Source organism: Cyanobacterium sp. T60_A2020_053, assembly GCA_015272165.1.
Lineage (GTDB): Bacteria > Cyanobacteriota > Cyanobacteriia > Cyanobacteriales > Cyanobacteriaceae > Cyanobacterium.
The window spans coordinates 155,821-170,517 of sequence record JACYMF010000008.1 but is presented as its reverse complement, the minus strand read 5'-3'; the positions used below and the strand labels follow the sequence as shown (position 1 = coordinate 170,517).

The 14,697-nt window shown below is 35.9% G+C and carries 11 protein-coding genes; 6 read left to right on the top strand and 5 right to left on the bottom strand.

Annotation, left to right across the window (positions count from 1 at the left end; translation table 11 throughout):
* Positions 1–48: 48 nt before the first annotated feature.
* Positions 49–633 carry a hypothetical protein gene (locus IGQ45_01295; protein ID MBF2055862.1) on the bottom strand — a complete coding sequence of 195 codons (585 nt, stop codon included), beginning with the start codon at positions 631–633 and terminating at the stop codon, positions 49–51.
* Between the two features lie 398 nt (positions 634–1,031).
* Here IGQ45_01295 and IGQ45_01290 point away from each other — a divergent pair, with 398 nt between their 5' ends.
* The 3 genes from IGQ45_01290 (at position 1,032) to IGQ45_01280 (ending at position 4,682) form a co-directional block, all read left to right on the top strand.
* Entirely contained in the window at positions 1,032–2,357 is a 1,326-nt protein-coding gene (locus tag IGQ45_01290) for a cytochrome P450 (protein ID MBF2055861.1), read from the top strand.
* Between the two features lie 156 nt (positions 2,358–2,513).
* Positions 2,514–3,098 (top strand): Uma2 family endonuclease, encoded by a 585-nt coding sequence (locus IGQ45_01285; GenBank protein ID MBF2055860.1) that lies wholly within the window; start codon positions 2,514–2,516, stop codon positions 3,096–3,098.
* Between the two features lie 378 nt (positions 3,099–3,476).
* A complete protein-coding gene (locus tag IGQ45_01280; protein ID MBF2055859.1) occupies positions 3,477–4,682 on the top strand; it encodes a D-alanyl-D-alanine carboxypeptidase in 1,206 nt (401 codons plus the stop codon).
* Positions 4,683–5,392: 710 nt separating this feature from the next.
* On the opposite strand, the gene IGQ45_01275 is transcribed toward IGQ45_01280, so the two are convergent.
* Together IGQ45_01275 and IGQ45_01270 are read right to left on the bottom strand one after the other, a co-directional pair.
* The gene (locus tag IGQ45_01275) at positions 5,393–5,686 is read right to left on the bottom strand and encodes a hypothetical protein (GenBank protein ID MBF2055858.1); all 294 of its coding nucleotides are present in this window, start codon (positions 5,684–5,686) and stop codon (positions 5,393–5,395) included.
* Between the two features lie 128 nt (positions 5,687–5,814).
* A complete protein-coding gene (locus IGQ45_01270; protein MBF2055857.1) occupies positions 5,815–7,803 on the bottom strand; it encodes a flavin-dependent dehydrogenase in 1,989 nt (662 codons plus the stop codon).
* A 724-nt stretch (positions 7,804–8,527) separates the two neighbouring features.
* Between IGQ45_01270 and sat the strand changes: the two genes are divergently transcribed.
* Both sat and folP read left to right on the top strand, forming a co-directional pair.
* Positions 8,528–9,694: a sulfate adenylyltransferase gene (sat, locus tag IGQ45_01265; GenBank protein ID MBF2055856.1), complete on the top strand. Its 1,167-nt coding sequence runs from the start codon at positions 8,528–8,530 to the stop codon at positions 9,692–9,694.
* Between the two features lie 285 nt (positions 9,695–9,979).
* Positions 9,980–10,822 (top strand): dihydropteroate synthase, encoded by an 843-nt coding sequence (gene folP / locus IGQ45_01260; GenBank protein MBF2055855.1) that lies wholly within the window; start codon positions 9,980–9,982, stop codon positions 10,820–10,822.
* Positions 10,823–10,879: 57 nt separating this feature from the next.
* On the opposite strand, the gene IGQ45_01255 is transcribed toward folP, so the two are convergent.
* Together IGQ45_01255 and IGQ45_01250 are read right to left on the bottom strand one after the other, a co-directional pair.
* The gene (locus IGQ45_01255; protein ID MBF2055854.1) at positions 10,880–11,122 is read right to left on the bottom strand and encodes a DUF370 domain-containing protein; all 243 of its coding nucleotides are present in this window, start codon (positions 11,120–11,122) and stop codon (positions 10,880–10,882) included.
* Between the two features lie 86 nt (positions 11,123–11,208).
* Positions 11,209–13,383, bottom strand: a complete 2,175-nt coding sequence (locus IGQ45_01250; GenBank protein MBF2055853.1) for a glutamine synthetase III — start codon at positions 13,381–13,383, stop codon at positions 11,209–11,211.
* A gap of 221 nt (positions 13,384–13,604) precedes the next feature.
* Between IGQ45_01250 and IGQ45_01245 the strand changes: the two genes are divergently transcribed.
* A complete protein-coding gene (locus tag IGQ45_01245) occupies positions 13,605–14,621 on the top strand; it encodes a HEAT repeat domain-containing protein (protein MBF2055852.1) in 1,017 nt (338 codons plus the stop codon).
* The last annotated feature ends 76 nt before the right edge of the window (positions 14,622–14,697 follow it).

Below are 14,697 nucleotides of genomic sequence, written 5' to 3'. Positions count from 1 at the left end.
CTCCCTTCTCCCTTTCTCCCTTTCCCCCTTTTCTCCCTTTCTCCCTTTCTATTTAAAAGGTTGCCCCCACCATTGCCATGATTCCTTGTTGAAGGGCGCCCTCCATCGTAAAATTAACTCTTTTTCCAACTTTTGTCTAGTGACCCTATCAGGAGAAACAGCCCAATAAAAAGCCGACCTAATTATTACAGGTAAACTATACTTTCGATGTAAAAAAATATAACTATTAATATAGCTTTTGCAATCATGATTAATCCATCTTTGTTGAGGGGATAATTTAGTTTCACCAACGTATAATAATATTGGCAAATGTGTATCTAAAATAAAGTATAAACAATTTTCACTATTACCATATTGAGGTAAATTATAAAACTGATCCGTATGAGTTTTAAGAGTAAAAGGATTAATTAACTCAGTATCTAAATCATAGTCATCTTTATCCAGCAAATTAGCTTGTTTTACTTGAATATTAGCTGATTTTTGTTGATAATTAAAAATATTCCTCTTCCATTTTTTCAAATAATCCAAACTCATCGTAAATTCTTGTTTTAGTTTGGTTGTTTTTACTTGGTAGCTTGATTGATTGTCAAATAAACTAAGTTGTGATGAGTTACTTTGAGAATTATATTTCATGATCAAGCTATTCTAAATTTATATAACAACTATAGCAATCAGGAATGATTTATGAGAAATTTAAAATAAAGAAGATTATGGCACAATCTACCATACAAGGGGTTTTAAACCCCTTGTTATTAAAATTTAACTGTTGATAATCTCACAACTCAGATAGGATTGCTATATTTCTTTCTTCCTAGTTTAACCAATAATCCTACCTTACAGCACATTTCACATGAATAAACCAATAAACCACTTTTTTTGTTTCTCGCAAAGGCGCGAAGACGCAAAGGCAATCTTTGTGACAATCTAAAGTGTGGTTTAAGGAAATGAAAACTGCTTTAATTCACCAATGGGTCTTTTTTATTGAGATAGATTATCATAAAAATAAAGTATTAATAAACAAATAAATAATCATGGATAATAAACATCAATATCCTCCCGGTAATTTTGGTTTACCCGTAATAGGTGAAACTTTAAATTTTCTTTTTGATCCTAATTTTGCCAAGAAAAAAGCTGAAAAATATGGAGCCGTTTTTAAAACGAATATACTAGGTAAAAAAACTATATTTATGGGGGGAATAGAAGCTAATAAATTTATTTTACAAACTCATTTTGATTACTTTTCTTGGGAAAAAGGCTGGCCCCAAAATTTTAAAGAATTGTTGGGAAGATCATTATTTTTACAAGATGGAGAAGAGCATAAAAGAAACCGCAAATTACTTATGCCTACTTTTCATTCCAGCGCCCTCCACCATTACTTTGAAACTATGAAAATAATTATTCAAAGCTACTTGGAAAAATGGGAAAAAGATAAAAATTTTACTTGGTTTGATGAATTAAAGCAAATGACCTTTGAAATTGCTAGTGTGTTGTTACTAGGAGGTGAAAGAGGCGAAAATAATCGTTATTTATCACAACTATTTAGCGAATTAAGTGCTGGTTTGTTTACCTTTCCCATTAATCTACCCGGCACAAGCTATCATAAAGCTTTAAAAAGTAGAGATTTATTACTATGTCACATCGAAAAAGAAATTATTAAAAGACAAGAAAAACCGACTAATGATGCTCTAAGTTTATTAATTCAAACTAAAGATGAAGAGGGAAACAGCTTAAAAATAGAGGAAATCAAAGCCCAAGCAATATTAATGTTATTTGCAGGACATGAAACAACTACCTCCATGTTAACCTCTTTCTGTTTAGCATTATCTCAACATCCAGAAATTTTTAATAAAGCAAAAGAAGAACAGAAATGTCTAGCAAAAGATGGTGAAATTACCATAAATAAACTTAAATTAATGACTTATTTAGGACAGATATTAAAAGAGGTAGAAAGGTTATATCCCCCTGTGGCTGGTGGATTTAGAGGAGTAGTAAAGCCTTTTGTTTTTAATGGTTATTATGTACCCCAAGATTGGCAAGTTTTATATAGAATTGAAGCTACTCACCAAGATGAAAATATATATTTTGAGCCTGATAAATTTGATCCAGAAAGATTCAATTCTGAAAGGCAAGAAGATAAAAAAGCTGAATTTAGTTTAATTACTTTTGGCGGTGGCCCTCGTTTTTGTTTGGGTTATGCTTTTGCACAAATGGAAATGAAACTTTTTGCTAGTTTATTGCTAGAAAACTATACTTGGCAGTTAGAATCTAATCAAGATTTAAGTTTAGTAAATATTCCCAGTTTACATCCTAAATCAGGGTTAAAAGTGATTAATTTTTCTCATGGCAACATGAATTAAGTAATACGATAAAATCAACTACAGGTAAGGGGTTTTAACCCCTTGTTATCATATCTTTGAGAAAAATAAAAATTACAATTAATTTTACTTACCTATTGATCATTATAACTTTAAGGTTAAAATAATTAGTAAGATTATTTATAAAAATAATAAATTATGACAGTAGCAACTAAAGCAAAAATAAAATTGTCTCCCGATGAATATTTAGAGAGCGAAAAAAGTAGTTTAATTAAAAGAGAATATAAAGAAGGAGATATTTACGAGATGGTGGGCGCTAGTGATTCTCATGTTACCATTGCTGGTAATCTATTTTATTTGATCAAAAACTTTCTTAAACAAAGTAATAATAAAAACTGCCGAGTTTATATATCTGATATGAAAGTAAAAGTAGCTAGTATAAATGCTTTTTTCTATCCTGATATTATTGTTACTTGTGAGGAAAAAGATCGACAATCCACTTATTTTAAAGAATATCCCCAATTAATTATCGAAGTTTTATCAGAAAGCACAGAGCGTTATGATAGAGGTGATAAATTTGCCAGTTACCGTCAAATTGAAAGTTTACAAGAGTATATTTTAATTTCTCAAGATAAAATGCAGGTAGAATGTTTTAGGAAAAATAGCGATAATTTATGGGTGCTTCATCCCTATGATAATCAAGACAACTTAGTAGAATTTCCTTGTCTTAATTTTAGTTTTTCCTTGACAGATTTATATGAAAATGTTATTTTAGATGGTTAATATCAAGTTCGGATAATCTTTTACAAATAGATTTTCTCTTCGCACTTTACCCACCGTGTAATGAATTACACGGAACCAACGGTATTACGTTCAATAAATTGAACTAAGATTAGTTTAATTTATTTATAAGTTCTCAAACGAACTTGACATAACTTATTCTCGCAAATAATTAGGGTTTGCTGAGTAAATCGAAACTCTTGTCAAATAAAGGTTTAAAGTCTATTCTAAATAACAAAAAGTGTCATAAATTGACTTTTTTCTCTAAAAATACCCTATTTTTTCCATCCCAATCAAAAATTATTAATTCTACATTCTAAATTCTACATTCTACATTCTACATTCCCCTCACCAAAATACTTTTTCAGCAACCCGTAATTAATGATTTTTTCTAGTTTAATAACAGCTTTACTAAATATCATAGCGCCCTCCCCCTCAGCCATTCCCGTCATTCCTTGGCAGACAGCTAGTATTTTTGAATTACCCACTGAAGCAAATCCCGAAATTGAATCAATTGTTAATGAATATTTGCAAGGGTTGCAACAACGAGGATTAAACCTATCTCAGCAAGGGGTATGGATACAAACCCCTTGGGTTGATTTAGCGTCAAATCAAGGTATGATACCCCTTCCCTCTGCATCTACCACCAAGTTAGTCACCAGTTTAGGGGCGCTAAATACTTGGGAAATAAACCATCGTTTTATCACTAATATATATACGAAGGGCGCTGTTACTAATGGCATACTTCAAGGCGATTTAATTATTGAAAATGGCGGTAATCCATTTTTTGTCTGGGAAGATGCCATAATTATTGCCCATGAATTACAACAGCAAGGAATTAAATCTATTGATGGTAATTTAATTATTGTTGGCAATTGGCAAATGAATTTTACTGCCGATGTGGCTAAATCCGCAGAATTTTTACGGGTTGCTTTTAATTCTTCTCAGTGGAATTGGCAAGTAGAAAAACAGTATAAAACCTTAGAAAAATCAATATCTCGCCCTACTATAAAAATTACGGGAAAAACGGTTTTTAGGGATGATTTACCTGCAGAAATTAGCTTATTTAAAGCGCATCAATCAGCACAATTGATCGAAATTCTCAAGTTAATGAACGTGTATAGTAATAATTATATTGCTCAATCTTTAACAGATCAAATGGGAGGAGTCGAAAAAATGGTGGAGGGCGCCCTTCCCCTAATCAATGTACCATCTAATGAGATACAATTAATCAATGGCTCAGGATTAGGAGAAGAAAACCGCATATCTCCCCGCGCTGCCTGTCAAATTTTACTCGCTTTAGAAAGACAATTACAGGCTAATAATTTACAATTTTCCGATTTATTACCCACCAGCGCCCCCCAAAATATCGGCACTATCGAAGGGCGCAAAATTCCCCATGGTATCAGCGTAAAAACAGGGACTCTCGCTGTGGTGAGTGCGCTTGTAGGAGTGTTTGACGACCCCTCAGGTCAAAAAGTTTATTTTTCTCTGATGAACTATGGTAATGGACTAGATGACCTGCGTAATCGTCAAGATCAATTACTGATAAATCTTGATAATTATTATCACAAAATGGATAAGTGACAATGATGAGGCTTTATAATTTCAGAGCGGAATATTTTAATATTCTAGGGTTTTAAGAATATGTTTTAAGTAGTCTTTTAATTCTCTTTTCATAAGTAAATAACCTCATTCAAAATATATTTACCGATATGAGATTTTAAACCTTTTTTCATAACTAAATCTACTCTTTTTCCTAGCTGATCACCTATTTAGGGCAGGGCGTTTTCATTCTCAAAAATGTTAGTTTCTCAAACTAGCCAATAATCTGAAATTCAGAGGTTTTTAACTACTAATAAATCAATTAATAGTAAAAAATCCTCCTGTCTCCCTGAATCTCCCCCCTTTTTAAGGGGGGTTGGGGGGGATCATCCTTATATTGTCTTCTTGTCAAAAACAAATCAATTTTGATCCTGACTTTGAAAATCCCCTGCTATTTAGGGTCTGCTAAATAAATCGAAACTCTTGTTAAACAAAGGTTTTCAGCATAATTTACATAGAAAAAAGTGCAAAAAATAGCATTTTTTCTCCAAAAATACGGTATTTTCTTGTTATCAATCAACAATCATTGATAAAAATTAGGAATTTTTAAGAAGCTATGATTATGCTAAAACCTTTGATTTATAAACCTTTTTACTATCCACTACCCACTTCCCACTGCCCACTATCCACTACCCACTGTCCACTAACCACTCCCCTCACGACACCACTTTTTCAGCAACCCCTATTTATATTCAACTAATTGGTGGTACTAAAAACTTAACAGTTAAAGTAATAACAGCTAAAAGTAAACCACTGACAACTGTTATTAAAATCCCTCGATTAGTAAACTCAAGGTTATCAATCCTTTTATTAGTATCATCTAATCTTTTTCCTAACCCATTAACTTCAGTTTTAATGGTAGCAATTTCAATTTTAACAGAGGTAAATTCCTCAAACACCTTTTCAAATTTGCGATCTACTTGCTCAAATTTAGAGTTGATTAAATCTTTTAATTCTTTCAAATCATTATCCATTAATGTACTCATAATTAAATTGTTTTAACTAATATTTTTATTTTAGTAAAAGAGCGCTCAACTCCTCTTTTTTCTTTACTCTAATTATTCATAATTCATAATTCATAATTCTTTCCCTCTCCACCCCTAACTAATTTTATTTATTTTTGAGCTACAAAACCCGAACTAAAAGTAAGCAACTTAAACCATAACTTCGGTTGTGATTGCTTTAACCATTCCCCTTGTTTCTGCAACCAAGGATTAAGCCAACGGCTAAACAAGAGATTTTTTAACGCATCCAGCGTAAAAATGAGGTAAGAACCAATCCAGCGCCCGATGTCTTTCGTACCCGCCATCTGCCAAATCCACCATAATAAGGGAGGATTTTTGCGCGCCGCTTTTAATGCCAAACGATTGAAAGTTAACCAATCCGTACGATCTTTAATGAAAACATCCGCTGTTGCCGGTTCATCTGCCAATAAACCAAAGAAAGTATTTAACATGGAGTTGACGCGCGCTGGAGGCAAAGTTTGATGAGTTGGCACCATCATTCCCTTAGAAAACAACCATGTTACAGCAATATTACTTTGATAAGCATTAATTTGATTCAGAGAATCACCATCTAAAAGATTATTTTTCAGAGCCTGATCTAAAAGGCTCGTTAAACGCCCTAAATTACGCACCAGAGAGCCAAAACCAGTAAAAACGAGGGGGGATTGCAAAGAAGCGGAATCACCGATAGAAAGTAACCTATCCATGGCAATGGTGCGATCTTTTTTGCTTACAGTAAAGCGCCCCGGAATGTAGCCAAAAGTCGGTTTTTTCCAAGTTAACTGCTCCATGTCACAACGGCGATATTCTGGCAAAATATTGAAAAAGTCCTCATACATTTCTAACAGAGAACCGGGATTATCGGGATGCACTTGGTGATAATGAAATAAATAAATGGTTAATTCCTCACCCTCACCCGGAAATAACTCCCAAATTAATTGCCTTCCTTTGGAAATATCCCCATGGGAAAACAAAACATCCCCATAATTACGATCCCATACTTCTGCGCTGATACCTTCGACTATAGCGCCCACCGTCGGACACACACTATCAAAGGTTTTCTTTCCAGCCATTTGCCATGCAATGGGGGATGCTGTACCCATAGCATCAATTAAGAGCCTTCCTGTGGCTTCTTTGGCTTCGTCTGTGACTAAATTAGTGACATTAACGGTGACTAAATCTTTGCCAATAGTGGCTTTTTCAAACTCAGTTTGATCCCATATTTCTGCGCCATATTTAATTAATTTTTTCTGACACAATTCCAGTAATTTATTAGTATCAATGGCAATATTTAATACGGTGGGAGTATGTAAAACATCCGCCTTTAAATGAGGGGGATTATTGCCATCAAAAAATTTACTAAAACCGTCTTGGTATTCTGCGGAAATAATATATTCAAATTCTTTTTTTGTGAATAAACCTTGATCGATTAAAACTTGAAATTCTTGGCGAGAAATATTCCATTCTCGGTTCATTCTACCGAATTTTAAACGTTCAATTAACAGCACACTGTAACCCATTTTAGCCATTAAACTGGCGTGGAGGGCGCCCAGCGCCCCTCCCACATAAATTAAATCATAATCTGCTTTACCAGTGCTTTGATCCCTGAAAATAACTGGTTTAAGTTGATAATTACTACTATTGTTACTATTATTTTGGACACTTTCACGCCATTTTTTTTCCCACCAATAAACTCGGTTTAAATCATACTCTCCTTGGGGCATTTTTTGGAAAAATTTAACCGTGGCTGGATAACGAGGAGCAAGGGCGTCAAAAATAGATTGCTCCTCCAAGTTAATTTCTGGTAATTCAGGATATTGAGTTGGGAATTGTTGTTTAATTGCTTTTGATAATTCTCTTTTTAATTTATTTTCTAAAGATGATTTTACACCCCACCTAAATATTTTGAGGTATGAAGTGCGCTGTAAATTCCACACAAAAATCGATAACTGACTATTATGATCTAACTTTAAATTAATGCCATCAGGAGTATTGAATTTTTCCCCTCTCGAAGGGCGCCAAGATTCCTGCAACCAGCGCACGACACCATTAGTATCAGGATTAGGGACTTCTAAATATAATAAAAGTTTTAAATTCATTATGCTAAAAAAAAGAATAAATAGGGGTTGGTGAAAAAGTATTTTGGTGTGGGGAGGTGTCAGGTTTCAGGTTTCAGGTGAAATGCTTATAAATTAAAGAGTTAAACCAAATCGTTATTTTTCATAAATTGCTCATTTGTATCAATAATTTTTGATTAGGGGATCAGAAATACAGATTTTTTGGCAAAAAAAGATTATTTTTGGCACTTTTTTGAGTTTTATTGTGCTTAAAACCTTTATTAGACAAGGGTTTTGATTTATTCAGCAGACCCTAAATATAAGAAATAAAAAGCAATCTGTGACCGTCAAAATGATGATTGATGATAAAAAGTAATGATTATCATCTTATCAAAAAATAGAAGGTTTAAAACCCAGTCTTTTAAGAAGTAAATAAATTTAATGATAAGTTATCGTGCAAAATTAATTATATATAGGCAAGGGGTTAACAAGGGGCGCACATCCCCTTGCCTTCCTCTGTTACCATAGCTTTAAGAAAAATAAAAATCACAATTAATTTTGCTTATCTACTTACAGGAGTCTATTGAGGGAAGAGTTTTAAACCTGAAACCTGCTACCTGCTACCTGCTACCTGAAACCTGCTACCTGCTACCTGCTACCTGCTACCTGCTACCTGAAACCTCTCTTAACTGTTGTCCTTTGCCCTTTGAGGTGTAATCATTCATGGTAGTATGAAATCTGACAAAAATTATTAAAAAAATTATAGATGAGTAAAAGTCAAGAAACTATCCCAGCGCACGGTGGACAACTCATAAATCGTCTTGCTACCGTAGGGGAAAGGGATGAATTTATGGCACAAGCCGACAAAATGCCTAGAGTAACCCTAGATGAGCGTGCCTTTTCTGACCTTGTCATGATTGCCATTGGTGGTTTTAGCCCTCTACACGGCTTTATGGCACAAGCAGACTATGAAAACGTGGTGGATAATATGCGCCTAGCTAATGGCTTACCTTGGGCAGTGCCTGTCACCTTATCCGTTACCGCAGAAGTGGCAGCGCCCCTCACCGAAGGCAGTTGGATTCGCTTAGATGATAATAATGGTAGATTTGTGGGCGTATTAGAATTAACCCAAAAATACCGCTACAACAAAACCCACGAAGCCGTTAAAGTCTATCGCACCGATGAAGAAAAACATCCGGGCGTTAAGGTAGTATATGAACAGGGCGAAATTAACCTCGCTGGACCTATTTGGTTACTACAAAGAGACCCTCATCCCTTATTCCCTAAATATCAAATCGATCCAGCCGAATCTCGTCAATTATTTGTAGAAAGAGGCTGGAAAACCGTGGTTGGTTTTCAAACCCGTAACCCCATTCACCGCGCCCATGAATACATCCAAAAATGCGCTTTAGAAACGGTAGATGGTTTATTTCTGCATCCGTTGGTGGGTGCTACTAAAAGCGATGACATCCCCGCTGATGTAAGAATGAACTGTTATGAAATTATGGTGGATAAATACTTCCCTCAAAATAGAGTTATTCTCGCCATTAACCCTTCTGCTATGCGCTACGCTGGTCCCCGTGAAGCCATTTTCCATGCCTTAATACGGAAAAACTACGGATGTACTCATTTTATTGTCGGTCGTGATCATGCCGGAGTAGGTGACTATTATGGTACTTATGATGCACAATTAATTTTTGATGAGTTTGAACCAGCAGAATTAGGTATCACCCCCATGAAATTTGAACACGCCTTCTACTGCTTGCGCACCGAACAAATGGCAACATCAAAAACTAGCCCTTCTACCCCAGAAGAAAGAGTGCATTTATCAGGCACAAAAGTGAGAGAAATGTTAAGACGTGGTGAATTACCTCCCCCGCAGTTTTCTCGCCCTGAAGTAGCCGCCGAATTAGCCAAAGCTATGCACAATTAATCAATTCCTCTAAACGATAACATTTTTTTTCATAGTATTTCGGGCTTTTAGCCCGATTACCCTAAGTTTGTCACAGTTAAATCAAAGGATGCCATTAGAGTAGGTTCTTGATATAATTATTTGAGTAAACTCAGTTTTTGCCTCTGAAATTCCCCAGGTAGAAAATAAATCTTTTCGGGACATTAAAAAAGTTGTAAAAAGATGAGCTTTATATAAGGAGGGATTTTTTTTCTTCCAATCCTACGTTTCAGGTATTTCAACCTTAACTGAACGAATGGCACCAATATGACTGATTTTAGTCTAAATATTAAAAATTATCGCTTTAATTGGGGGCAACGTACCTATATCATGGGTATTCTTAATGTTACTCCCGATAGCTTTAGTGATGGCGGTGATTATCAACAAATTAATCAAGCGGTAAAACAAGCTCTCTATATGATAGAAAACGGGGCTGATATAATTGATATTGGTGGACAATCCACTCGCCCCGGCGCCCTCCAAATTAGCCTAGAAGAAGAGTTACAAAGAGTAATCCCTGTTATCGAAGCCATCCGAGCGAAATCGGACCATCCCATTTCTATTGATACTACTCGGGTAGCAGTGGCAAGGGAAGCGATGGCGAAGGGCGCTGATTTTATTAATGATATATCTGGTGGTACATTTGAACCAAAAATGTTTGATTTTGTTGCTGAATCGGGCAAACCAATTATTTTAATGCACCTGCGTGGTAATCCTCAAACCATGCAATCTTTGACGGATTATAATGATTTAATGGGCGAAATTAAAGAGTTTTTTACTATTCAAATCAATTATGCTTTTAGTAAAGGAGTTTCATCCCGACAAATTATTTTAGACCCCGGTATTGGCTTTGCTAAAAATTACCAACAAAATATTACAATTTTACAAAATATTGACCAGTTAAAAACCTTAGGTTTTCCGTTACTAATTGGTACTTCTCGTAAAAGTTTTATCGGGGAAATATTACAAGAAAAAGACCCAAAGAAAAGGGTTTGGGGAACGGGAGCTACTTGTTATCATGCTATTGTGAAGGGCGCTGATATTTTGCGAGTCCATGACGTTGCGGAAATGTCTCAAGTTGCTAAAGTAGCTGATATACTAAATCGATAATGGACAATTGATTTTAAAGGGTTTTAACCTTTGCCCCTTGCCCTTTTTCGTCAGACTCTATTTAATATTGAAACGTTGGGCAACGGTTTCTGGTTGAATAGCGGATAAAATAACATGATTGGAGTCGGTAATAATCACTGCCCTAGTGCGCCTTCCATAGGTAGCGTCAACTAATCGTTTATTTTCTTTTGCCTCACTGATTACCCGTTTGACGGGCGCTGACTCAGGGGAGACAATGGCGATGACTCGATTGGCAGAGACTATGTTACCAAAACCGATATTGACTAATGTTACATCCATTCAAGTTATTAATAAATAAGTTCAACTATTAAAGTGATTATATCTTCTAAGAGGTGGGCAATGCCCACCCTACATAACTACATAACCTATTTAATAAATAACATTTCTTGATAAGTAGGTAAAGACCATAACTCATCAGCAATTTCACCTTCTAAACCGTCAGCAAATTTGCGCACTTCACCCATAATCGGTAAAACATTTTGAGCAAAATACTTCATTTTTGCTTCAGTATCAGGAAAATCATGTTTAGCTAAAGCATCACTCAATTTGTTGACTTCAGCCATCATACCGTTAGTCAAATCAGCTACTTTTCTAATGCTTTCTGTATCTAACTGAATACCAATGCCTTTTAAACTTGCTACAGTTGAAGTTAATTTTTCTAAATAACTAACGGCGGCGGGGTAGATGATGGTTTTTGCCATACTGATCACTAATTTTGCTTCCACTTCTAAAGAAAGAATGTACTGCTCACCATACACTTCAAAACGGCTTTCTAATTCCACAGGGGATAGTACACCAGTACGCTCAAATAATTCTTCAATTTCCTTAGTTCTCAAGCAAGGTAAAGCATCGGCTGTAGTGGGTAAATTCGCCAATCCTCTTTCTTCCACTGCCATTTTATGCCATTCAGGGGAATAACCATTACCACCAAAAACAGCGTTACCATGTTTCTCCATGATTTCTTTTAGCACTGCTTGAATGGCAACATTCAAATCTACTCCTTCAGCGAGTTTGGCTTCTAACTGATCAGCTACCCAACCTAAAGAGTCAGCTAAAATAGTATTCATTGCCACTAAAGGACCAGCTACGGATTGACCTGAACCGACGGCACGAAACTCGAAACGATTGCCCGTAAAAGCAAAAGGAGAAGTACGATTGCGATCGCCCGGATCTTTGGGAAATTCGGGTAAAGTATCGATACCAATATTCATTACTCCAGCGCCCTTCGACCCAGTAATTTCACCTTGGCGGATTTGTTCATAAACATCTTCTAACTGAGAACCTAAATACACTGACATGATGGCGGGGGGCGCTTCATTGGCACCTAAGCGGTGGTCATTACTAGCGGTAGCTACCACAGCGCGTAAGAGCTTACCATATTTATGTACTCCTCGAATGATGGCACCACAGAAGACCAAAAATTGAGCATTAGCGTGGGGAGTGTCACCGGGGTCTAATAAATTCCCTTGGGTAGCATTACCTACTGACCAGTTAACGTGCTTACCAGAACCATTAATACCGGCAAAGGGTTTTTCGTGTAGTAAACAGATAAAACCATGTTTTTTTGCCATTTTTCTTAAAATGGTCATGGTTAACTGTTGATGGTCTGTGGCTACGTTGGCAGACTCGAAAAACGGAGCTAATTCAAATTGTCCGGGAGCTACCTCATTATGGCGAGTTTTGGCAGGAATCCCTAAGCGATACATGGATTCTTCCACGTCTTGCATGAACACTTGTACCCGTTCAGGAATTGCCCCAAAATAATGATCATCAAATTCTTGACCTTTGGCTGGAGGGCGCCCGAATAAAGTACGTCCAGCGAGGAGTAAATCAGGACGGCTGTGGGCAAAATTAGAGTCCACCAAGAAGTATTCTTGTTCTGCTCCACAACTAGAGCTAATGGGGGCGATTTTATCGTGTCCTAAGAGTTTTAATACCCTTTGACCGGCTTTATTAAGGGCTCGATTAGAACGCAATAGGGGAGTTTTTTTATCTAGTGCCTCTCCTGTCCAAGAAATAAATACAGTGGGAATACAGAGAGTTACACCATTGTCAGTTTCCATCACATAGGCGGGGCTGGTGACATCCCAAGCTGTATAACCACGAGCTTCAAAGGTAGAACGGATGCCCCCATTGGGGAAAGAAGAGCCATCAGGCTCACCCTTAACCAATACTTTACCTGCAAATTCAGAAATTACTGAACCATCTCCTTGCACAGAAACAAACCCATCATGTTTTTCTGCTGTAGAATTGGTGAGAGGATAGAAAACGTGGGCGTAATAAAGAGCTTTTTTGGAGATTGCCCAATCACGCATGGCCGTCGCAACCACATCAGCGATAGATATATCTAGGGTTTCACCGGTTTGAATGGTTTTTTTCAAAGACTTAAATACTTCTTTGGGCAGACATTCTTGCATTTTACTAAGGGTAAAAACATCTTTTGCCCACATTTCTTCTAACCGTTTGGGGGTATTGAAAGGCTTTATTTCTCGATTAGTGATTTGGTAAATTGCCTGAACCCTTGAACTATTTCCGCTCATATTTTCTCTTTGTTTTGTAAAATCATAATAATAACTATTCTGATTTAGTAAAAAAGTTCACAATGAACAATTAATATTCAAAAGGGCAAAGGGCAAAGGGCAAAGGACAAAGGTTGAATAAATTATGAATTATAATTCTCCCCCTGCTTCCCTTTCTCCCCCTGCTTCCCTTTCTCCCCCTGCTTCCCCTTCTCCCTGTCTCCCTTTCCTTTGCACTAAATATGAAATTACTTACCCTACTAATCTTAATATTCATCCAGCGCCCGTCACCGTTAGCCATAGCCCAAAATACGGCACCTCTAACCCCGTCAACTCAGGAAAAAATCATCCTTTATGATGAAAATATGCAAAAAGGTTATGAAGCAACGAGGAATAAAGAATACGGGAGGGCGCTGGAATACTTCAATACCGCTTTAAGTCATCGCCCTGATGATTTTTATGCCCAACAAGCTATTAATAATATTCAAAATATTTTAGCTCGAAGTAATTCTAATGATTTATTAGAAAATAATTCTCTTTTTACCATTTTATTAATAGGGGTAATTTTCTTAATTATTTTAATGGCAGTTACTTTGATAATTATTAGTTTAAGGTTAATTAACTTATCTGACAATAAAAAAATAAAATATCGAGAAAGAAAAACAGAATCTCTATCTTCTTCTTCTGTGATTAAACTTACTAATAAATCTACTCAATTAGCATCTTCTTCAGGTCAATTAGTCCAAAGAATTAAGCCAGAATTAGAAGAAAATATCGATCATTCTGACGAAACTAAAAACCTAATTAGACAACTGTTACAAGTCAACGGTAATGACCGAAATAAGATAATTTGGCGTTTGGCGACGGGCGCTGATTCTCGCGCTATTCAACCGTTATTGGATATTATGGCTAAAGGTAACTCAAGGGAAAAAGCTCTAATTTTAGAAGCCATTTCTCAAATTGCTTTTAATACTTTAAAACCAATTAATGAAGCGTTAATTATTTCCTTACAAGATGAACAAGGGGAGGTTAGAAAAAATGCTATTCGAGATATTACAAAATTGTATGAATTAGTAACCCAAATACAGCCCCTAATTTTACAAACTGCACACCATGATCCAGACCCTGAAGTGAAAGAAGTTGCCCATTTATCATTACAACAATTAGGTTTCATTAACCAAGTTTTTCAACAAAATAATCTTAATTATCAACAGGAAATAGAAGCTACTTTAATTGATGATCAAAAAGAAAAAGGCTAACGGGCAATGGACAATTGATAGTAAAAAACGACTAAACTAATTAGGGTTTGCTGAATAAACTCAGAAGTGTTAATTG

Coding starts and splice junctions, on each gene's coding strand:
- IGQ45_01245 (MBF2055852.1), top strand. CDS start 13,605: ATGAAATTACTTACCCTACTAATCTTAATATTCATCCAGCGCCCGTCA.
- IGQ45_01280 (MBF2055859.1), top strand. CDS start 3,477: ATGATTTTTTCTAGTTTAATAACAGCTTTACTAAATATCATAGCGCCC.
- IGQ45_01270 (MBF2055857.1), bottom strand. CDS start 7,803: ATGAATTTAAAACTTTTATTATATTTAGAAGTCCCTAATCCTGATACT.
- IGQ45_01250 (MBF2055853.1), bottom strand. CDS start 13,383: ATGAGCGGAAATAGTTCAAGGGTTCAGGCAATTTACCAAATCACTAAT.
- sat (MBF2055856.1), top strand. CDS start 8,528: ATGAGTAAAAGTCAAGAAACTATCCCAGCGCACGGTGGACAACTCATA.
- IGQ45_01275 (MBF2055858.1), bottom strand. CDS start 5,686: ATGAGTACATTAATGGATAATGATTTGAAAGAATTAAAAGATTTAATC.
- IGQ45_01285 (MBF2055860.1), top strand. CDS start 2,514: ATGACAGTAGCAACTAAAGCAAAAATAAAATTGTCTCCCGATGAATAT.
- IGQ45_01290 (MBF2055861.1), top strand. CDS start 1,032: ATGGATAATAAACATCAATATCCTCCCGGTAATTTTGGTTTACCCGTA.
- IGQ45_01295 (MBF2055862.1), bottom strand. CDS start 633: ATGAAATATAATTCTCAAAGTAACTCATCACAACTTAGTTTATTTGAC.
- folP (MBF2055855.1), top strand. CDS start 9,980: ATGACTGATTTTAGTCTAAATATTAAAAATTATCGCTTTAATTGGGGG.
- IGQ45_01255 (MBF2055854.1), bottom strand. CDS start 11,122: ATGGATGTAACATTAGTCAATATCGGTTTTGGTAACATAGTCTCTGCC.